We start from the raw sequence: 20,217 nt of genomic DNA, 5'->3' as shown, positions 1-20,217 counted from the left end.
AAAATTCTGAAAATGGATGCATTGGCGATGTGAATATCGGTTGGAAAAAACCGGTGCTTCAGCAAGTATCTCTCTTCACCACCATGATCTCACTCCGCACCTGTCTCTTTGCCCTAAGTCTGCCAATCTTTGCTCACGCAGATCAAATCGTGCTTGTCGCCGGCGGGGGGGCGCAGCATGCCATGGACATCGCAGCGACGGATGCTGTGTTGAAGGAGCCCTTTGGCACCGCTTTTGACTCCGGCGGGCACATGTGGATCGTCGAGATGGTGTCTGGCAACCGCCTTCTGCAGGTGGATGGCGGCGGCACCATCCAGCATGTGGCCGGTCAAATGAAGCCCGGAGACAGCGGTGACGGCGGGCAGGCCATTCGTGCGCAGTTTAATGGGCCGCACAATCTGGCCGTGCTGCCCAATGACAATGTTTTGATCGCTGACACCTGGAACGGCCGGGTGCGTGTGGTGGACGTGAAGGCGCGCATTGTTTCGAATCTCGAAGGCTGGCGTGCCCCTGCTGGCAAGGAAAAGGGAAATGGCCCTTATTGCATCACGCTGAACTTTGAGGGGACCAAGCTCTACATCGCGGATCTGCTGCAGGTGCATGAACTCGATCTGGCCACTCATCAGAGCAAGGTGATCGCTGGCAATGGCAAACGTGGCAGGCCAGAGGATGGTGCCGTGGCCACGGATGCTCCGCTCTCAGATCCACGTGCTGTGGCGCCCGACCGTCAGGGAAACATCTATATTCTCGAACGCGGTGGCAACGCGCTGCGAGTGGTCGATAAAACCGGCCATATCCGCACTGTGGTCAATGCCAGCGGCAAAAAGGGTGGGGAAGGGGATGGTGGTCCCGCGCTCGAAGCCACGATGAATGGTCCCAAGCATCTGTGCGTGGACAAGGATGACAGCGTCATCATTGCGGATGCCGAGGCTCATCTGGTGCGCCGGTACGTTCCGACCACGGGCAAGATCGAGCGCATCGCCGGGACAGGCAAGCAGGGCAGTGCGGGAGTGGGTGGAGATCCCCGGCAGTGTCAGCTTTCGCGTCCGCATGGCGTCACCATCAAGCCGGACACGGGGGAGCTTTACATCACGGACAGCTACAACAATCGGGTGCTGAAGATTGTGAAGCAGTAGGTGGCTTATTTCCCCGGGTCATTTCAAAATCGGCGCTGGGCTGATTTTGAGGACCAGGGGGCGGTGATCGCTGGCTTTGTAAAAATCGCGGTCGGCGTGGACGAAGGAGTTGCGGGTGTCGATGTGCGGCCGCAGCAGGCGGCTGGTGAAGCAGTAGTCGAGGCGTGAGTAGATGTCCGCAGTATCCCAGAAATGGGTCCAGACCTCGCCATTGGCATCGCGCAGGAGGACATCTGTCAGGGACGTCTCGGCGGATCGCGGGCTGCCCATGATTTCCGCGAGGGAGGGTTCGTTGCGGTGGGCGTTGAAGTCGCCGTAGGCCAGGATGCAGGCTCCTGGCTCCTGGGTGAAGATGGAATCGATGTGCAGGCGCAGAAGACGTGCTTCATTGCGGCGCATCTCGGCCTGGTCGGCCTCGGAAACCGTGCGCATGGACTTCAGGTGCACTCCCAGGAGATGCAGGTCAAAGGTGGGCGTGATGGCGATCGTCACATCGAGAATGCCACGCTGAAACGGCAATGTCTGGGCACCGATTTGATAGGTGAGCGTGGTTTGCGTGTTGCGTGTCTTGATGGGCAGGCGCGAGAGGAGTGCGAGACGGCGTGCAGGATCGCCTCCATGGGCTAGTTCGGTGTAGGGCAGATCCACGCCTGCTGCTTGCAGGCGCTGCTGTAGTTCCGCCAAGTCATCGGCGGTGCCGATTTCACAAATGCCGAGGATGTCGGGGCGGATGGCGGCCAGTGTTTTCACCACCTGGGCGCGCTCAGTTTCGGGCTTTGGGGTGGGAGGTTTGCCGATGGATCGCTCCATCGTCAGCCAGTTCTTCAAATTGTAGGAGCAAAAAGTGAGGCTCTCCGGCTCTGCGGCGGACAGGAGTGCCGCGAGAGCAAAAAAAACGGCGGGTCCCAAGACCCGCCGCGTGAACTGTGGAAGTGGCAGCATGCCAGCGGATGGATTCGACTAGGAATCTTCGACGTTGGCTACGGGCTGACGCTTTTCCTGAGGAGGCGTGATTTTTGGGCGCTCGACTTCTTCCTGGGCGTTCTGGAGCTCCTGCTCGAACTCGGTGCGGGCCTTTTTGAACTCGCCCATGCTCTTGCCCAGGCTGCGGGCAAAGGTGGGGAGCTTTTTCGCGCCAAACAGGACGAGAATGAGAATGCCGATAATGATCATCTCAGGCGTGCCGAGAGGACCGATTGCAAGGATGGATGTGGGGTTCATGATGGTACTAGGTTTGCATTGTTCGTGGTGACGTGCAACGCGGACTTTAAGTCGTTCCCAGTGGGGCCATGGTCCTTTGCGCGGAGTGAAAACGACCCGGCAGGAACGCCGTGGTGATGTCTTCTGTGTTATTTAACGCCGCAACGGGCTGGAGGTTAGCAAAAAACACCCAATTTAGATATTTTTGTTTGGCTCAGCTGCCTGAATGGCCCCGTCTTCGTCTGGTCCTGCGTTGGAACCAGAGTTTGGCGATTGCACAGGCTCTCTGTGCGCGTACCAATGCGCTCACTATGATTCATAACGTTTATTTCTGGCTCAAGCCTGATCTTTCTGCGGAACAACGCGCCACTTTTGAGACGGAGCTGATGCATCTGCTCGAAATCGACTATCTCGTGCATGCCTTTGTGGGCAAGCCTGCGGACACGGAGAAGCGGCCCGTGACCGACCATTCCTTCAGCTACTCGCTGACGCTGCATTTCAAGGACCTGAAGGACCATGAGTTCTACCAGAAGGAGTGCCCGAAGCACCTGCGCTTTGTGGCGGCGTGCAAGACGTTCTGGGAGCGGGTGGTCATTTACGACAGTTCTCCGCTGCATTGATTTCTTTTTTTCACGGCCATGTCCTACACTTTTCCGAAATCCGCGGAGCTCTTCGCCCGCGCCCAGCTTAGCATCGCAGGTGGCGTCAACAGCGGCATCCGCAAGATGGAGGTGCCGGTGCCTCTTTATTTTGACCACGGCAAAGGCTCGCGTCTTTTCGATGTCGATGGCAATGAGTACATCGACTTCCAAATCGGGCAGGGGGCCATCCTCTACGGTCACGCGCCGGAAGGAATGGCCAATGCCATTGGCACCCAGGCGCACAAAGGCACGCACTGGGCTGCGCAGAGCGAACTGGAGATCGAGGTGGCCGAGAGGCTGCAGAAGATGATCCCGGGTGCGGAACGCGTGCGCTTCAACAACAGCGCGACCGAGGTGGTGCTTTCAGCGCTGCGACTTGCGCGTGCACACACCGGCAGATCGATGATTTTGAAGTTTGAAGGTCACTACCATGGCTGGGGAGATGAGGGCCTTGTTGGATATGCGCCACCTCCGGGACAGTGGGGAACCGAGGACGATCCCTCCCGCCTGCATCCCAGCAAAGGGGTGATTCCCGAGGTGCTGAACACCTTTGTCGTGGCCCGCTGGAATGATCCTGCGCATTTGCGTCAGCGGGTGGCGGAGCATCACGATCAGATCGCCGCGATCATCTTTGAGCCGGTGCTGTGCAACACGGGCTGCATGCCTGCGGTCGCTGGCATGCTCGAAACGATCCGTGAGTTGTGTGATGAGAACGGCATCGTCATGATCGCGGATGAAACGATCACCGGTTTTCGATTTGGAGCGGGCTGCGCGCAGTCGTATTATGGCTTCACGCCCGATCTGACGATCCTCGGTAAGGCCATCGGTGGCGGTGTGCCGTTTGCCGCGCTGGTGGGCAAGGAGAAGATGTTTGCCAAGATCATGAGTGGCGAGGTCGTGCATGCGGGCACTTTGAATGCGAACCCGCTCTGCCTTTCCGCTGCGAAGTGGTGCCTGGATGAGGTGATTGCGCTCGGTGACAAGCATCCTGCATCCATGATTGCGCTCGGCGAGCAGTTGATGGCGGGTTTGAGCAAACTGGCTGCGCAGCATGACATCCCGCTGCAGCCGCAGGGGCCCGGCCTCGTCTTTCATGCCACCATGCTCAAGCCTGGTGCGCCGGAGGGGGCGATCACGAACTACCGTGACTACGCCCTGCGTCAGGATGCGCCGCGCTGGGCCCATCTGCGCCGCTGCCTTCTTGAAGAGGGTGTGCGCGCCATCGAGCGCGGCCTGTGGTTCATCAGTCTGGCTCATACCCAGGCGGACATTGATGAAGCCCTGCAACGTGCCGCGCCCGCCTTTGCCCGCCATGCGGCGGAGTGGAAAGCCCCGTGATATGAGTCATGATCAGAGTGATGCTGCCTTTCCAGGCGAGGTGAAGACCTCGCCTGTATCACTCCTGATCGCGACGATTTCCTGTTTGGGTATTCTTCTGGGCATTTGGTATTCTTGGGAAGACTGCCTGCATGGTGAAATATCACCGCAGACAGCCTCCCTGTTTTTTGCTCCGGTCGTTTGGATCGCCTCGCGCCTACCTCTTGTGGATCACCGATTCCATCGCTTCTCACTGGCCTCGGCTTTGTGTTGTTTTGGGCTTGGATGGTTTGTTTATCTGACTGGCATTCGTATGGGTTACATGGACTGGGTCGCGGTACGCGGGGCGGTGCAAAATCCACATTCACAGAGCCTTTTGCTAGGTTATTTGGGGTTCTCGGTTTTGGTCTGCGCTCTGGCGGTTTGTTATCCTTTCAAATCTAGCAATACTCTGGAGCCATGCTGATCTCCGAGACCTTTTATTCCGTGCAGGGTGAAGGCTCGCTCGTGGGCGTGCCTTCTGTGTTTGTGCGGACTTCCGGCTGCAATCTGCGGTGTACTTGGTGTGACACGCCGTATGCCTCGTGGAAGCCGGAAGGTGTCGAGATGAGCTTGGAGGAAATCGTTGCCGTGGTGCAGCGTGAGCCGACGCGCTTTGTTGTCGTCACCGGCGGCGAGCCGATGGTGGCGAAAGGGATGCCGGAGTTGCTGGCTCAGCTGCGGGGAGCGGGGAAGCATATCACCATTGAAACGGCAGGCACGATCGCGCCGCAGGGCGTGGCCTGTGATCTGGCCTCCATCAGCCCGAAGCTGGCGCATTCCACGCCGAGCGAAGCGAAGGCTGGCAAGGCATGGGCGGAGAAGCATGAGCAGTTACGTCTGCAGCCGGAAGTGCTGCGTGCGTGGTGCGAGAGCTACGACTACCAGCTCAAGTTTGTTGTCGCCACAGAGGCGGACGTGGAAGAAGTGCGCGCGGTGGTGACGTCCATTGGTGTGTCGGTGCCGCCGGAGAAGATTTTGCTGATGCCGGAGGGTATCACCCAGGAGGCGCTCAAGGCGCGGCAGGCCTGGCTGGTGGATGTGTGCAAGCGCACGGGCTGGCGTTACTCTCCGAGGCTGCACATTGATCTGTTTGGCAACAAACGCGGGACATGAAACGGCGGTCGTCGAGCGGGTCGCGATTTTTGTGGTGGCTGCTGTGGCTGTCTCTCGCGCTGCTGCAGGCTTGGAATCATTACCGCGACAAACCGGTGTCGACCCAGTCGCCGGAAGCGGAGAGCCGGTTTGTGACGCTGGCCGATGTTCAGCTTGTCGAGGATTCTGGCAATGATGGCGACAGCTTTAGGATAGCGTACGAAGGCGGCGAGCATGTGCTGCGATTGTACTTTGTCGATTGTCCGGAAAAGCGGTTGTATCCGCTGGTGAAAAACCGGCTGAAGGATCAGGCTGCTTATTTCGGGGGCTTGAGCATTCCGCAAACGGAGCACCTGGGGTTGGATGCGAAGGTCTTCACTGAGAAACTGCTGCATGAGCAGCGCTTCACCATTCAGACTCGCTGGGAGCGCGTCTATGACAGCGCCCGCTCCTATGCACTGGTGTTTTTTGATGATGGCGAGGAACTCTCTGAAAAGCTGGTGAGGGCGGGACTGTGCCGGATTCACACCAAAGGGACGTGGATGCCGGATGGTCGCGGGGAATTCGACTTTGAAACGCATCTGCGTGCGCTGGAGAAAGATGCGAAAGCCGGGAAGCGCGGTGCGTGGGGGAAGCCGAAGCCGGTGCCTTCTACATCAAACCCGTGAGCAACGGCACATCCGCCGGGGCGAGATTGTAGCTTTGTAACTGGGTGCGCTCCAGCCAGACCAGCGCGGTGTGCTCATGAGGATGGGGCTCGGAGCTTTCAGGAGTGAGTTCGCAGATGAAGGGGATGAGTTCGATGCTGCCCCAGTCGTAGGCGTGGACGAAGGGCGTGAGGGTTTGCGTGATGCGCACAGTGCAGCCGAGTTCCTCTTGAAGTTCACGGTGCAGGGCGGTCTCGGCGGATTCACCGGGCTCGACTTTGCCACCGGGAAACTCCCACAGGCCGCCGAGCTTTTTGTCCGGGGGACGTTGTGCGAGCATGATGTGCTCATCACGCACAATGATGGCGCAGACGACGGGCACGGGGGGAGCTGGTTCCATGAGCGTGTCTCAGACCTTTGCGACGGTCAGCGCGGCCTTGGCGGTGCGCACGGCGGCGTCGGGCATGCTGATCTTGGCCATGTTTGCCCGCATGCGGCGGCCTACGGCGCTGTTGTTGGTGAGGATGCTTTCGACGGCGGCGGCGGTTTCCCTGGCGGTCTTGGTGACGATGCCGCCATCGTGCTTGGTGAGCATCTCGGCATTGCCCTCCTCCTGGCCGGGGACCACGTAGTCGATGACGGCGGGGATTTTGGCGGCGAGCACCTCATGAAGGATGGCACCACCGGCCTTGCAGATGACGACGTCATGCGTGCGCAGAAATTCCGGAATGCGCTTGGTCCAGCCGATGATCTCGATGGTGCCGGGCGGCATGGAGTCCATGAAGCGCCGCAGGACGTGGTAGAGGCGCTTGTCGTGCTTGCCAACGGGCAGGGTCATCGTGACGCCGCTGCGGAAGAGGGGCTTAAGCGCCTCCAGCGTGGCTGCGACGCGTCGGCCAGTTGTGGAGGGCAGGTAAAGAATGCGGGCATGCGAAACCGGTGGCTGCTCGGGAAGAGGCTCTGTGAATGCGAGATCCACAGGGAACCCAGTGACGCGGATCTTTGATTCCGGCACGCCGTAGCCGACGACTACTTTTTTTGTCTCGTCATCGGCCACGCAGAAGAGCTCGCTGCCAGACATGACCCAGACGCGGTTCACGCTGATGGAGTCGGTGATGACGGTGCAGAGCGGCGGCACGGCCTGCTGTTTGGAAAGGGTCTCAAGCAGGATGGCATACAGCGGATAAGTGCTGATGATCAGTCGTGGCTGCTCTTGCTTGATGCGCGCTTTGAGAGCGTTCACCATGGCGGTTTGCCAGAGGGCGTCCGGCCCGGTGACGGAAGGCTTGCCCATAAGGTCATAGGTCATGCGCCAGCCGGCCGGCCAGTGGGTGATGGCGAATTGGTACAGGCTTTTGCACACATCGGATATGCGAGGCATGGACTCGCTGATGAGATCGCTGGTCTCGATTTTCTCATTGGGGCACAGACGGGTCAGAGCCTCCGCCACAGAGCGTGCGGCGGTGTTATGCCCATCGCCAAAACCTGCGGTTAGGATCAAAATCACTGCGCATCGCTGGCTGAGAAACGAGTGAAAACAAGCGAAAAGGGCAGGCAAACTCGTGGGTTGACATTATTTCGTATTTGTTAATAATCAGGATTTAACATGACTCGGCAACGTGCCAGAACCACGAGCCAGACGCTCGCAGCCACCGTGACCCTCGCAGTGGTGCTGATCATGCTCACGCCGCTGCGCCGAGGCGCACTGGAAAATCAGTCGCGGCAGGCAGGCTGGACACCGCTGCTCAATCTGGGCGGCATGGCTGACAGCAATTCATTCCACCGTTTGTACGCCTCTCCTGCACACTTTGCGGCGAGCGATCGGCCTCTCTGCCGCCAACCTTCCTCCATTCCGGTGCCATGAGCGGCCGGTTCAAGCCTCCGGGGCAGTGTCCGGTGTGTGGTGAGTGGGTGCCCCGAGGAGCCGCTGCTTGCGATGACTGCGGAGCTTGTGCGAAGTCTGGCTGGAGCGGCGACACCCATACGGATGGTCTGGATCTGCCCGATGACGAGTTCGACTATGATGACTTCGTGGCGCGTGAGTTTGGCGGCAAGACCTCCAAGCAACCGCTGGGCATGAACCTCTGGTGGTGGGTGGCGCTGGTGCTGCTGCTCATCCTGGTTGTCGGCGTTCTGATGCCGCTGTTTGGGTGAGTGGGGGATCTCTCCGCTTCACTCGGCGCTCAAGCAGTCAGGGGCATCAAGGAGGCGGAACTCTCAGAAATTCCATTGATCGGATGGGTCCGAAAGACCTGAGCGGACTTCATTGGAGGTGGCGCAAAGATGCGGCTGAGAACTTCTGCAAGCTGGTGTTCATCACAGGGTTTATCCAGAAAGCTGGTGACCCCTAATGCTCTAAATTGGCTCTGGATCTCATCCTCCAGGCGACCGCTGGAAACGATGATTGGAATTTTGGGCAGGATTTTTCTGAGCATGCCCACAAAGGAGAGTCCGTCCTGGTTCGGCATGTGCAAATCGGTGATCACGGCGTGGACAGACGGATGCTCTGCCAGCCATACCAAGGCTTCGAGACCGTCCCGGGCCAGCACGACCTGGAAATTCATGCGCTGCAGCACTTCTCGGGCGATCTCCCGCACCGTCGTTTCGTCGTCCACGAACAAGATGATTTCGCCCTGACCGTAAAAAGGCATCTTCTTCTGAGGCACCTGCTCGGGCTCGGCGGCGGAAGCGTCGGCAGGCAGAAAAGCGGTGAAAGTCGTCCCCTGGCCGGGGGCGGAGGACACTTCAAGAAAACCATCGTGGCCCTTGATGATGCCCATGACGGTGGACAGGCCCAGTCCGGTGCCTTTGTCGGGTGTTTTGGTGCTGAAAAAAGGATCGAAAATGCGGTCGCGGATTTCCGCAGAAATACCTGTGCCTGTGTCATTCACCTGGATTGCCACAAAAAGACCGACCCTGGCATTGGGGGGCATGCCAGGATGCACGCTGCTGATTTCCACCTTCCTTGTCGCCAGTGTGAGCCTGCCACCCGAAGGCATGGCGTCCCTGGCGTTGACGCAAAGATTCAAAAGAACCTGATGAAGCTGTGTGGCATCAGCCAGTACCGGGGGGAGGTTTTTTTCACGCTCCACCGTGATGGTGATGTTTTTTGGGAAGGTACACTCCACGATGGCTCCCATTTCCTGGAGGAGGTAGTTGACCTGAATGGGACTGCGTTCTCCCTCCGAGCCCTTGGCAAAGGTAAGCAGCTGGCGGATCATGGCTGCGGCGCGTCTGACACTGCTGTCAAACAAGTCCACGATGCCGGGTGCGCCCGGATACTTCGCTTTCAGCAGATCCACTCCCATCATGATGGGGGCCAGTGCGTTGTTCAGGTCATGTGCAATGCCGCCCGCCAGTGCGCCGAGGGCTTCCTGTCGCTGTGAACGAAGCAGCTGCTGTTCCAGCGCCTTGGCTTCGGTAAGGTCATGATTGACGGCGAGAATGCCGTCAGGAACGCCTTGTGCGTCTGTCAGCAAAGTGAGCTGACAAAAGACGACCAAGGCACGCCCTTCTTTGTTCTTTTGGCGTGTCTCACCATGCCACTGACCGACGCGCAGCACTTCTTGAAAAATAGCGCCGATCCGTTCCTCGGGTTCGCGGAATATCACACGTAGCACGGAATCGCCGCAGATCTCAGACTGCGTGTAGCCGTAGAGCTTCGTGGCCGAGGGATTCCAAAAGCTGAGTGTCATGCTTTTGTCGCACACAAAAATGGCATCGGTGGCCTGGTCGATGAGGCGGGCCTGACGGCGGATGTGTTCGGTGGCCTGCTTGCGCTGTTTCAACGCATGGTATTCTTCCAAGGCACGCTGGACGGCCGAAGGGAGCCGTTCCAAGCGCTGCTTGAGAAGGTAGTCTGTGGCACCTGCTTTCAGGCATTTGACCGCTTCTTCGGCCTCGATCGCTCCAGAGACAATGATGACCGGAACGTCGGGACAGCTTGCCCTGGCCAGGATCAGAGCAGTCAGGCCGTCGAAGTCCGGAAGATTAAAGTCACAAAGAATCAAATCATGACCCCGTTGTGCCAATGCCTGCTCATAGGGCCCGCGGCTCATGACATGGCTGATCTCACAACGAACACCGTTGTCATCCAGCAGATCGGCCACCAGCGTGGCATCACGCAGGCTGTCGTCGAGATGCAGGATTCGGGTGGGCGTGGATGGAGCGTGCATGGTGTCGGCCTGGCTCTGCGATTACTTTCTCACTTCATGGCTGGGCTGCACGCTGCACGGAGGCGGTTCGTTCATCATCGCCCAGAACCCGCCGACCATTTTCACGGCTTCGACGAATTCATGGAAGCCCACAGGTTTCACCACATATGCATTGACCCCCAGATGGTAGCTCTTGACCAGGTCCTGCTCTTCGCGCGAGGAAGTCATCATGACCACGGGAATGACTTTGAGGTCCGGGTCACCTTTGATCTGACGCAGCACCTCCAGTCCGTCGACCTTGGGCATCTTCAAGTCGAGCAGGATGACGGCTGGTTGTTCGTTGGTGCGGTCCGCGAACGGGCCGCGCCTGTACAGGTAGTCAAGTGCTTCGGCACCGTCGCGCAGGGTGACCACTTCATTGGCCAGATTGTAGGTGGCCAGCGCATCCAGCGCCATTTCAGTGTCGCGTGGACTGTCATCGACGAGGAGGATTCGTTGGAGGTGTGACATGGATTGGGTCGGGTTGAATGCTATGAATTCGTTGATCGTTTCAGGGTGAAGTAGAAGGTGCTGCCTTCACCTGGTTTGCTTTCCGCCCAGACACGGCCGCCGTGCCGGGCGATGATGCGGCGCACGTTTGCCAGGCCGATGCCCGTGCCTTCGAATTCATCCGCGCGATGCAGCCGCTGGAAGACGCCAAAGAGCTTGTGCGCGTACTGCATGTCGAAGCCCACGCCATTGTCGCGCACAAACAGGATGAGCCGTCCATCCTCCTCACCAGCCGTGCCAATTTCGATCAGGGCCGGATCGCGCGGGCGGGTGTATTTCACCGCGTTGCCCACCAGATTGACCAGCACCTGCCTGAGGACAGCCGCATCTCCGGTGACCACGGGCAGCGGTGCGATCTTCCACTCGATGTTTCGATTCTGAGTCGTTGGCTCAAGCCCGTGAAGGGCTTCCTGCAAAAGGGTGTTTAGTTCAACCGAGCCTTCACTCATTTCAATGCGGCCCATGCGGGAGAAGGCGAGGAGATCGTCAATGAGCTGGCCCATTTCCGTGCTCGCTTCGTTGATGATTTTGAGATAGCGCCGGGCTTTCTCTGACAACTGGCCGTCGATGTGTTTTTGCAGCATTTCGACATAGCCCTGAATGTGCCGCAAAGGCGCACGCAGGTCGTGGGATACCGAGTACGAGAAGGATTCCAGCTCCTTGTTGGCTTCGAGCAGCTGTTCGGTTTGATGCTTTAAGTTCGCGTTGAGCCGTGCAATCTTCGCGTCTGCTTCCTTTTGTTCGGTAATGTCACGGCCCGTGGCATAGGTCAGACCTCGTTCGGCCTCTCGCTGGGCTTTCCAGGAAATGCAACGCCATGAGCGGTCTTTGCGCTGATATCGGTTTTCAAAATGAATGGTTCGTTCGCCGCGATTGAGTTTTTCCATTGCAACGAGTGTGCTGGCATGTTCCTCCGGATGGACAAAATCCAGGATGGGCTTTGCCTGCATTTCATTGGATGTGTACCCGAGTGTCTGGGTGAAGGCCGGGTTGACTTGCTTGAAAAAGCCGTCCGTTCCGGTGATGCACAGCAGATCAAGTGAGAGGGTGAAGAAGCGTTCGCGTTCGGCCTCAGCCTGCTGGCGGGCGGAGGTTTCCTCGTCGGCGCGGCGATGCAGCCGTTGATTCTGACGTGAGACATAGAAGGCTCCAAGCGCTGCCAGAGTACTTGAGACTGCAATCGTCATGGCATGCGACTGCCAGAGGGTGATTTTTGGAAAAAACCACATCTTGATGAACTGGTAAACGGTCATCAAAACCGCGGTGGCCAGCAGCACCATGAACGAATGAACGTATGAGTTTTTAGAGCTCATACGAAACAGAACTGGTGCCAAATGGTGAAGCGGCCTTCCTGAGCTTTCAGTTGCTCTGGATTCAGACGATCTGGATCGAGATAAACAACGGACGTGGGTTTGCCTTGCGAGTCATTGTTGTGATGTAGCAGCAGAGGCATTCAATATGTGGGCTGGCAAAAATGTGCTCCACATCATATCCTTATACATGCTGATAATTGTTACAGTTGTGTGATCCTCAATGATCTAAGGCTATGCTTATGCATTTTTGGGCGCAGGTGATAAGTGGTAATCCAAGTTGCCAGATCTCCCAATGATTGGTCCCGGCTTGGCCGCGCTGCTAATGGCGAATGTTCATGGGATAGAGGTGATGATAACGCCCGGATTTGACGGATCACTTCTTCCTCAGACGCTCGTTCAATGATCGAGGATGATCACGGGGTCGCCGCGCCCATGTCCTTGCCATTCAGCACGGCCAAGAGTGTCAGATCGACGAGGAGCTTCTGCACATTGCAGCTCGATGCCGCGAAACTTTTCTGCAGATCTTCCAGTGTTTGCGGCCCATAGGCCAGCGGCTGCTGTTTGACGAAATGATTGAAGAGCTGGCGGATGAAGGCGCGATGGCCGTAGGGGCTGCTGGCGACGTAGTTCACGATGTCGCGCGGACCGCTCAGGTGCACCACCTTGCCTTCGTCATCGGCAAATTCGCCAGCGGGATTCACCGGCTTGTTGTTGTCCTGCGTGCGCCAGCGGCCGATGGCATCGAAGTTTTCAAGGCTGAAGCCGAGCGGGTTGATAGTGGAGTGGCAGGACATGCAGGTCTTGTTGCGCGTCAGCTCGGTGATCTTTTCGCGCATGGTCAGCTTCGGATTGAAGTGGCTCTCATCAAAGGTGACCGCCATGGGTGGGGGACGCAGCGAGAGGCCGACGATGTTGCGCGTGAGAAAGACACCGCGATGGATAGGCGAGGTGGCACGGCTGGAAGCCAGTGAGGAGAGCAAGTATGGATGGGTGACCACACCGGCGCGCTGCTTGGGATCAAACGCCACCTGCTGGAAGTCGCTGCCCTGCACTGGCTTGCCGTAGAATTTGCCGAGGCGGTCGTTGAGCAGCAGGTAATCGGCCTGCAAGAGCTGGCGGTAGTCGGACTGAGGGCTCCAGACGACTTGGTCGAGAAATTCGAAGAGGGATTCGCGCAGGTCTGCCAGCACGCTGTCATCAAAGCCGGGGAAGATCTTCAAGTCCTTGGCATTGCCCTCGGCACGTTCGAGTTCCAGCCAGTGGTGGAAGAAGCCGTGCAGCTTTGCCTTCGTGCGCGGGTCTGGCAGCATGCGCTGAGCCTCAGCACGGATCTGCTCGGGAGTGTGCAGTTTGCCTGACGTGGCTGCCTGCATGAGTTTTTTGTCAGGGATGGAGTCCCACAGCGTCAGGGCCAGACGTGAGGCAAAGGCGAAGTCGTCGGGCTTTTCGATTTCGCGCAGTTCGGGGTAAAGAAACTGCGGGGACTTTAGCGTGAAGAGCACCACGCGCTTCACGGCCTGCTCCGGGCTCTTGGCGGAGGTGAACAGTTTTTCCACGTAGAGCTGCTTTTGTTCATCTGTGAGTGGGCGGCAGAAGGCGGCCTCGACGAAGGTGAAGGCGAACTTCTTGAGTTTCTCCAGGCGGTCTGGCGCGTCAGCTTTGGTGCCGGCGAGTTCGTTCAGGTTTTCCTCCACGTGTTCGGCGGTGGAGATGGCAGCCTCCGTGGCGGATTGATCCCAGCCTTTGGAAATGGAGGTGCCGCGCTCATAGCCCACGCTGCGGTCGTCGGCTGGAAAGTTGGTGCGCACGATCATGAGCTCGCGTGGGCGGTCGGTGCGCAGCGCGTGCTGAGGGATGATCTCTGTGACGCCATGGGGCGGCTTCCACAGGAGTTCGATGGAGGCGGACTGCTCCTTGAATTTGAAATGGTCCAGCCGCAGCCGGTAGGCGCGGCCACCGACGAGGAAGATGCTTTTCTTTTCCTCGCGCACGGTGGGGCCGGCGCTCACCCAGGCATCAATCAGGGCATCGTTTTCGGTGGTGTCATTGATCCACAGGCGTGCGCCGTTTTCGGTCTTCAGGATGAATTCGTAAACGCCCGTTTCTTCGGCAACCACGCTGCCTTCCCAGGTGTCCTGAAACTGCTCGGCTTCCATCTTCGCATTGTCCGGACTGCCTGCGTCAAAGTGAAAGGCCACCTGCGGATCGACACGTTCAAACTTGTAGTTTGGGCGCTTGGCTTTGATGCCGTCTTTCGGCGTGGTATCCACCGCCTTCTCGCCGGGCTTAGGCAGTTCGACGCCGCGATAATTGGCTTTCAAGCCTGCCTCGGCATTGACGGGGCGGTCAAATCCCGGGCCCATGCGGAAGCGTCCGATGAGGTCCATCACCGAAGCGCGATACTGAGAGATGGTCAGGCGGCTCAGGTCCTGATCTGGCGGTTGGCTGCGGGCCTGTGCTGCGGCGGAATAAAAGGACTCATAAATGTAGGCGGCCACCTGTTTGGCGTCCTCCCCCACGCAGGTGCCTTCCTTGTCCTCCGGCATGGTGCGTTCGATTTTGCGCGTCAGCGCATCAAGGGTGAGATCGCCGGTGAGGGGATCGTCAAACTTGTCCTTCACCCCCTGGCCTTTGGCGCCGTGGCACTCCTGGCACATCTTTTGGTAAATGACGGCACCGGGATGCTCTGCGGCAGGAGCGTACGCCGTCAGCAGGCCAAGCGTGAGCCAGGCAAATCGAGAATGGGGGGATGTTTGAGCCATGAAAGGGGGTGAAACTTGGCTAAGAGAATAATCCCTTCACCGCAACCCTCTTTCATCAGGCTTACGGTTCCTTGGGCTCCTTGGAGGTGTCCTTGTAGGCTGCTTGTTTGGTCCGGATTCCCTCAATGGGCCAGCCAGTGAGCCGGGCGGCCGTTTCTGCCTCTTCCGCAAATCGTTTGGGCAGTGCTTTGAAATAGGCTTTGGCCTCCTCGGTTATTGCTTTGCCGCGCCAAGGATGATTGATGATGTAGCGGCCTTGGATGAACTGAGGGTCTCCCGTTTCCTGAAAGACGATGTCCTCGGGAAAGTGCGCATTGTCATAGCGCACATGCAGGCGGGTGATGAATGTGCTGCCCTGCTCGGGGCGTGCATTGTCTTCGCCTTTCAGCCAGTCGCAGCCCAGCTCTCGGAGTTCCTTGAGGGGGACGGGATCGCTGCTGCAGGGATCGCACCAGCCCATGTCCCAGTAGTACTCGGTGATGACGGAACTCATCTTCTCGCTCTCGACCACGCGGTCGAACATGGCGCGGTAAAAGTTGGCGAAGTCTGCCTTGATGAATTCCGGCACGTTCTTGTTTGTGTGCATCTGGATGGTCCGGTAATTGGTGGATTCCACCCGCCCGTTGCGGTTCAGCACATACACGATCATGTCCTGCGGCCCTTTGGCGTTCACCGTGCCCAGCCGGAGGGGCAGCATGAATTTGCGGCTTTTGAAGCTCACTCGAATCGGGCGCAGCCATGTGCGGCCTTCCTTGGCCTGCCTCTCCATATTCACCTTCGCCACAAAGAATTTCATGTTCTGGCGGATGTAGCTGTCCAGCACCGGCTCAGCGCCTTCGGGCATCTTGTAGCTGTTTTCATTCAGCCAGATCACCAGCCCGTCACTCTGCTTGGCGGACAGCACCAGGATGTCGTACTCACCTGCGGTAAACTGCTTCTCTATAGTGACTCCGCGGGCACGCGCACCGTCGGAGAAGATGCGTTTGGCGCGCGAGTCCTCCATCATGGGTGCAGGCGCAATAGGGTTCTTCGGCGCGAAAGACTCATTCGGATCCGGGTCCCAGTACTCCACAAGACGCGGGGCCGAGTAGGCATCCAGATGATCGAGCAGTGCTTTCTCCACCACCTTCACATCCTCTTTGTCGATCACCGTCGGCACAGGAATCACCAGCGCGAACTCCTTCGGATCTCCCTGATAATCACTGGCCATCGTGATGGAGGTGGTCTTGCCATCCCGCACCAGCGCGACCTGCGATGACTGGTTGTAAAGTTTGCTGTCAGCACGCGCGACGTAGAAGCCGCAGAAGGCGGAGGCGGTGGCCGGCAGCAATGCGGTGGTGAGCAGGATCAAAAGAGGATGTTTCATGCGGTGGCGGGATTGATCTCAAGTTTGTCGGGTGTGGAGTCGCCCGGCCAGGAGTAGCGCCCGGCGGGCAGCAGAAAATCGAACAGGGGAGTCAGCAGCGAGCAAACCGCCAGCGACCACAGCAGCCCATTGGTGCCAAACATGCGGAACTGCCACCACCACCCGCCCAGCGCCACCAGCACGGCAAACACCACGCGCCCGGCTCGGGAGTCCGGCGTGGTGCGCGGATCGGAGATCATGAAAAAGGTAAACAGCAGCAGCGCGCCGTTTTGCAGGCGGTGCAGGGGAATCGTCATCGGCTCATGCAAATACAGCGAGCGTCCGATCAGCAGCGCGATCCAGGAGAAAAGAAACGTCAGCGCCACATCCGCGCGTCTGGCCCGTGTGACCACCAGCCCGCCGAGGCAGGCCATCAGAAACGCAAAGAACGCCACATTGCCCCACTGGCCCGGGCTCACCCACACGCGCCCGTCACTCACCAGCATCAGCAGCACGAGGGCAAAGTTGGTGGGATTGAAGACATGCTTACCACGCCAGCGCAGCGTAAACTTGGAGCCGATGGCAATGAACGCGGCCAGCACCGCCAGCCACCACGCGCTGCAGCGGCACAGCAGGCACAGGGAGATCCCGGAGATGAGCGCGCTGCGCCATTCAAACCGAAGATTCATCCAGCTGGAACACAGCCACTGGCATCCCACCACGCTTCCCAAAATCATCGCTGCACGCGTCACCGTGATCTCAAAGTCCAGTCCCACGATGCCATAAAGCAGCAGGGAACTGAGCACGGCGATTTGGTAATGGCGCGGATCGAGAATCATGAGCGATTTATAGCAACACAGGCATCCATCTTTGTAAAATAAAGAATCGTCCTAAAAGAGGTCAGCAGTGCAGTGCTTCTCAGCCGCCCGCATTCAATGACACCCGCAGCCACCGCAGCCCTGCGCTTTGCGAGCGCCCAGCTTGCGCTCGATCTCCAGCGATGTCGGCGTGATCGCCAGTCCTCCGAGGGAGGTGCAGCGGTGCTCGCGCGGCATCATGGCGGCGACGTTTTTGGCGGCGTCGATCACTTCATCGAGGGGAATCAGCGGATCGAAATCGGCGAGGGCCATGTTGGCGCAGGAAAGGGCGTTGCTGGCGGCCATGACATTTTTGCCAAGGCAAGGGGCCTCGACGCGATTGGCGATGGGATCGCAGATCAAACCGAGCATGCTTTGAAACGCCATTGAGGCTGCGGCGATAGCCTGATCCCGCGTTCCGCCTGCGAGTGTGACGAGTGCGGCGGCGGCCATGCTGGCGGCAGCGCCACCCTCCGCCTGACAGCCGCCCACCTCTGCGGCAAAGGTCCAGCGCGTGGCGATGAAGACGCCGATGATTCCGCTCGCGAGCATGGCCAGAGCCATGTCCTCCTCGGACTTGCCGAGAGCCTCCGCCATGCCGATCACCGCACCGGGCAGCGCCGCACAGGCGCCCGCCGTTGGTGCGGCAACGATGACGCCCATGGAGCTTTTGACCTCCATCAAGGCGGTGACGTAGAGCACGATGCGATTGAGCGCTCCGCCATCGAGGAGCCTGCCCGCCTGCATGAGCTCATTGAAGCGCCCGCTTTGATGTCCGAGCACGCGATCTTCATACTGCGTGCCAGCGATGCCGCTGGCGATCGACTTGCGGAGGATGCGCACGATGGTGATCATCTTGTCGATGACTTCACGCTCGGTGAAATTTCCGCGCGCCATTTCATACTCGACGGCCAGTCGCCACAGTGGCGTGTGGCGCTCGCCATCGTGGGTGAGCATCTCAGTGCAGCTTGTAAACGGCACGCGCATGTCTTTACGAGAAGGCACGGGGAGCACGGGAGAGAGTCGTTTGACGGCAATGACGGGCAGGTGATCCGTGGCTACAAATGCCGCCGACTTGACTTGGAGGATCTGGCATTCGCCTGCGTCATGATGCAGGACTTCATCGGCCTCAAGTTCTGCGGAGACGGTCTTTGGCAGCCAGATGAGCGTCTCATGATAGCCACCGTCCATGGGCATGGGCACGCCATCAATGCTGAACACCTCCATCATGCCGCCTCCGGTTGAGATGGCGATGAGCGTGTGCTGTTCATGGGCATTGCGGAGCATCAGCCGATAGGTGTTTGGATGCGGATCTCCTGCGTCCACGGTTTCGATGCGCAGCTTGATCCCGGCATCTGCGAGCGCCTGCGCGGAGTCGGGCAGCCGCTCATCATCGGCGTCCCAGCCGAGCAATCCGCCAAAGAGACCCATGTCACTGCCCTGGCTTTCATGTGTGGTGGGCAGCGAGCCTGCACGGTCAAACTCCACCAGCACGTCCGTGATGTTTTCCTCCATCAGATCACGCGCCAGCCGCCCGATGCGCAGTGCCGCAGCGCAGTGAGAGCTGGAAGGTCCGCGCATCACCGGACCGATAACGTCATTGAAGATGGAGACGGCGCTCATGGTTGTTTGGGGGCGGCGCTGCGGCCTTCGGCTTTGGATTTGTCGAGCAGGGCTTTCAACTCGGCGGCGATTTCGGGGTGTTTGAAATAGAGGTTGGTGGTTTCACCGGGATCACTGGCGAGATCGTAGAGTTGGCCTGGTGCTTCAGGTGCAACTTCGGGCAGAGCGAATCGTTTCAACTCGGGGTTGGCATAGTTGTTTCCGCCAGAGCCTCGGTGGTCGATGTATTTCCACGAGCCTCGGCGGATGGAAAGCGTGCGCTGTCCGCCGAAGGCCTGCGCGAGGAGATACGGGCGGACCGGTGCTGTTGCTTTGCCTTCGAGCACTGGCAGCAGATTGAAGCTGTCCTCTGCGGAATTGTGCGGAAGCTCCGCGCCGGTGACCGCGGCGAGGGTGGCCATCACATCGGTGAGGCTGGCGAGTTGATCGCTGCTGCTGCCGTTTTTCACATGACCCGGCCAGCGGACGATGAGCGGCACGCGGTGGCCGCCCTCCCAGGCATCACGCTTCATGCCGCGCCAGGGTTTGGCGCCATCGTGATCATGATCGCTGCGCATGTGAACGACGCTGGTGGTTTCGGGGCCGTTGTCGCTGGATAATAAAACGATGGTCTTGTCCGCGATGCCGAGCTTGTCGAGTTCCTTCATCAACTCACCGATGATGTGATCAAGCTCGCCGATGAAATCGCCATGCGGGCCGGCCTGGGTTTTGTGCTGGAACTCAGGCGCGGCAAAGGACGGCAGATGCACGGCCTGGGTGGCGTGGTAGAGGAAGAAGGGCTTGTCCGGCGTGGTGCGCATATGCTCTTCCATGAACTCGCGGCTTTTCTTGAGGAAGAGCAGATCCACTTCCTCCATCGGGAAATCTGGGGCGATGAGGCCTGCGCGGCAGTCGTTCGCGTACGGGTGCTTGGACAGTTTCGATTTGTCGATGGGGGCCGTGGGTGGCACGGGTATGTGGTCGCCATCAATGAAGGCATACAGCCAGTCGGTCGTGGGGCAGCAGGCTGTGCCGAAGAAGTGCTCAAAGCCGTGATCCAGCGGCCCACCTTCGATGCGACGTGTGAAATCAATGCGCCGCACGTCTTCCAATCGACCTTGGCGAATCGCTTCGCCGAGGCTGTCGCGAAAGGTGAGGCCTACATGCCATTTGCCGATGGCTGCGGTGGCGTAGCCCTGGCTTTTTAGCAAGGCGGGAAGTGTGAGCCGGCCCGGCGCAATCAAAGAAGGACCGCCAGCCCCCTGAAACACCGTGCCGCCATTCGGCACCCGAAATGCCATCTGGCCCGTCATGAGGCTGTAGCGTGATGGCGTGCAAACGGTGGCCGGGCTGTGTGCATCGGTGAACCGCATGCCCTCACGCGCTAGGCGGTCGATGTTTGGTGTGGGGACCTTCGACTGATCATTGTAGCAGCGCACATCGCCGTAGCCGAGATCGTCCGCGAGGATGAGCAGCACATGGGGCTTTGTGACCGCGAGCGCGTGGCCGCAAACCAAGGTGATCTGCAGCAGGAGCAAGCCCAGTGATCTCATGAGGTGC

Annotated in this window: 20 protein-coding genes; 8 read left to right on the top strand and 12 right to left on the bottom strand. The window is 59.0% G+C overall.

Annotated elements, in window-relative coordinates:
- Positions 1 to 83: 83 nt before the first annotated feature.
- The gene (locus tag AC24GY_RS10060; protein ID WP_487682496.1) at positions 84 to 1,136 is read left to right on the top strand and encodes an NHL domain-containing protein; all 1,053 of its coding nucleotides are present in this window, start codon (positions 84 to 86) and stop codon (positions 1,134 to 1,136) included.
- Positions 1,137 to 1,154: 18 nt separating this feature from the next.
- Here AC24GY_RS10060 and AC24GY_RS10055 read toward each other — a convergent pair whose 3' ends face one another.
- Together AC24GY_RS10055 and AC24GY_RS10050 are read right to left on the bottom strand one after the other, a co-directional pair.
- The gene (locus tag AC24GY_RS10055; RefSeq protein ID WP_487682494.1) at positions 1,155 to 2,045 is read right to left on the bottom strand and encodes an endonuclease/exonuclease/phosphatase family protein; all 891 of its coding nucleotides are present in this window, start codon (positions 2,043 to 2,045) and stop codon (positions 1,155 to 1,157) included.
- Positions 2,046 to 2,096: 51 nt separating this feature from the next.
- The gene (locus tag AC24GY_RS10050) at positions 2,097 to 2,357 is read right to left on the bottom strand and encodes a Sec-independent protein translocase subunit TatA/TatB (protein WP_395731087.1); all 261 of its coding nucleotides are present in this window, start codon (positions 2,355 to 2,357) and stop codon (positions 2,097 to 2,099) included.
- A 290-nt stretch (positions 2,358 to 2,647) separates the two neighbouring features.
- On the opposite strand from AC24GY_RS10050, the gene AC24GY_RS10045 reads away from it, so the two are divergent.
- Genes AC24GY_RS10045 through AC24GY_RS10025 form a run of 5 tightly spaced genes read left to right on the top strand, consistent with a single transcriptional unit; the run spans position 2,648 to position 6,096 of the window.
- Positions 2,648 to 2,956 carry a Dabb family protein gene (locus AC24GY_RS10045; RefSeq protein WP_422314924.1) on the top strand — a complete coding sequence of 103 codons (309 nt, stop codon included), beginning with the start codon at positions 2,648 to 2,650 and terminating at the stop codon, positions 2,954 to 2,956.
- A gap of 18 nt (positions 2,957 to 2,974) precedes the next feature.
- Complete coding sequence (locus AC24GY_RS10040) at positions 2,975 to 4,315, top strand: aspartate aminotransferase family protein (RefSeq protein WP_487682492.1); 1,341 nt, start codon at positions 2,975 to 2,977, stop codon at positions 4,313 to 4,315.
- A gap of 1 nt (position 4,316) precedes the next feature.
- Positions 4,317 to 4,760: a hypothetical protein gene (locus AC24GY_RS10035; protein ID WP_487682490.1), complete on the top strand. Its 444-nt coding sequence runs from the start codon at positions 4,317 to 4,319 to the stop codon at positions 4,758 to 4,760.
- A complete protein-coding gene (locus tag AC24GY_RS10030; RefSeq protein ID WP_487682487.1) occupies positions 4,754 to 5,449 on the top strand; it encodes a 7-carboxy-7-deazaguanine synthase QueE in 696 nt (231 codons plus the stop codon). The genes AC24GY_RS10035 and AC24GY_RS10030 overlap by 7 nt, the downstream gene beginning before the upstream one ends.
- A 29-nt stretch (positions 5,450 to 5,478) precedes the next feature.
- Complete coding sequence (locus AC24GY_RS10025; protein WP_487682485.1) at positions 5,479 to 6,096, top strand: thermonuclease family protein; 618 nt, start codon at positions 5,479 to 5,481, stop codon at positions 6,094 to 6,096.
- On the opposite strand, the gene AC24GY_RS10020 is transcribed toward AC24GY_RS10025, so the two are convergent.
- Positions 6,080 to 6,475, bottom strand: a complete 396-nt coding sequence (locus tag AC24GY_RS10020) for a (deoxy)nucleoside triphosphate pyrophosphohydrolase (RefSeq protein ID WP_487682483.1) — start codon at positions 6,473 to 6,475, stop codon at positions 6,080 to 6,082. The genes AC24GY_RS10025 and AC24GY_RS10020 overlap by 17 nt on opposite strands.
- Before the next feature lie 9 nt (positions 6,476 to 6,484).
- Complete coding sequence (locus AC24GY_RS10015; protein WP_487682481.1) at positions 6,485 to 7,582, bottom strand: MGDG synthase family glycosyltransferase; 1,098 nt, start codon at positions 7,580 to 7,582, stop codon at positions 6,485 to 6,487.
- A 99-nt stretch (positions 7,583 to 7,681) separates the two neighbouring features.
- Between AC24GY_RS10015 and AC24GY_RS10010 the strand changes: the two genes are divergently transcribed.
- Positions 7,682 to 7,939: a hypothetical protein gene (locus AC24GY_RS10010; RefSeq protein ID WP_487682479.1), complete on the top strand. Its 258-nt coding sequence runs from the start codon at positions 7,682 to 7,684 to the stop codon at positions 7,937 to 7,939.
- Positions 7,936 to 8,229, top strand: coding sequence for a hypothetical protein (locus AC24GY_RS10005; protein WP_422320538.1), 294 nt, complete (start codon positions 7,936 to 7,938; stop codon positions 8,227 to 8,229). The genes AC24GY_RS10010 and AC24GY_RS10005 overlap by 4 nt, the downstream gene beginning before the upstream one ends.
- A 29-nt stretch (positions 8,230 to 8,258) precedes the next feature.
- On the opposite strand, the gene AC24GY_RS10000 is transcribed toward AC24GY_RS10005, so the two are convergent.
- The 8 genes from AC24GY_RS10000 to AC24GY_RS09965 all read right to left on the bottom strand — a co-directional run bounded on the left by AC24GY_RS10000 (position 8,259) and on the right by AC24GY_RS09965 (position 20,210).
- Positions 8,259 to 10,250: a hybrid sensor histidine kinase/response regulator gene (locus AC24GY_RS10000; protein ID WP_487682477.1), complete on the bottom strand. Its 1,992-nt coding sequence runs from the start codon at positions 10,248 to 10,250 to the stop codon at positions 8,259 to 8,261.
- A gap of 21 nt (positions 10,251 to 10,271) precedes the next feature.
- Positions 10,272 to 10,739: a response regulator gene (locus AC24GY_RS09995; protein WP_422320536.1), complete on the bottom strand. Its 468-nt coding sequence runs from the start codon at positions 10,737 to 10,739 to the stop codon at positions 10,272 to 10,274.
- Between the two features lie 20 nt (positions 10,740 to 10,759).
- Positions 10,760 to 12,091, bottom strand: coding sequence for a sensor histidine kinase (locus tag AC24GY_RS09990; protein WP_487682475.1), 1,332 nt, complete (start codon positions 12,089 to 12,091; stop codon positions 10,760 to 10,762).
- Between the two features lie 413 nt (positions 12,092 to 12,504).
- On the bottom strand, positions 12,505 to 14,853 hold the full coding sequence (locus tag AC24GY_RS09985) for a DUF1592 domain-containing protein (RefSeq protein ID WP_487682473.1): 2,349 nt from the start codon (positions 14,851 to 14,853) through the stop codon (positions 12,505 to 12,507).
- A 61-nt stretch (positions 14,854 to 14,914) separates the two neighbouring features.
- Positions 14,915 to 16,219 (bottom strand): DUF2330 domain-containing protein, encoded by a 1,305-nt coding sequence (locus AC24GY_RS09980; protein ID WP_487682471.1) that lies wholly within the window; start codon positions 16,217 to 16,219, stop codon positions 14,915 to 14,917.
- Positions 16,216 to 17,037 carry an RnfABCDGE type electron transport complex subunit D gene (locus AC24GY_RS09975; RefSeq protein WP_487682469.1) on the bottom strand — a complete coding sequence of 274 codons (822 nt, stop codon included), beginning with the start codon at positions 17,035 to 17,037 and terminating at the stop codon, positions 16,216 to 16,218. Before AC24GY_RS09975 ends, AC24GY_RS09980 begins: the two co-directional genes overlap by 4 nt.
- A gap of 93 nt (positions 17,038 to 17,130) precedes the next feature.
- Entirely contained in the window at positions 17,131 to 18,678 is a 1,548-nt protein-coding gene (locus AC24GY_RS09970; RefSeq protein WP_487682467.1) for an L-serine ammonia-lyase, iron-sulfur-dependent, subunit alpha, read from the bottom strand.
- Positions 18,675 to 20,210, bottom strand: coding sequence for a sulfatase family protein (locus tag AC24GY_RS09965; protein ID WP_487682465.1), 1,536 nt, complete (start codon positions 20,208 to 20,210; stop codon positions 18,675 to 18,677). The genes AC24GY_RS09970 and AC24GY_RS09965 overlap by 4 nt, the downstream gene beginning before the upstream one ends.
- Between the last annotated feature and the right edge of the window lie 7 nt (positions 20,211 to 20,217).

It is taken from the genome of Prosthecobacter sp. Pr1 (assembly GCF_057652315.1).
The sequence above is the reverse complement of the archived record's forward strand: the minus strand, read 5'-3'. Positions and strand labels throughout refer to the sequence as shown.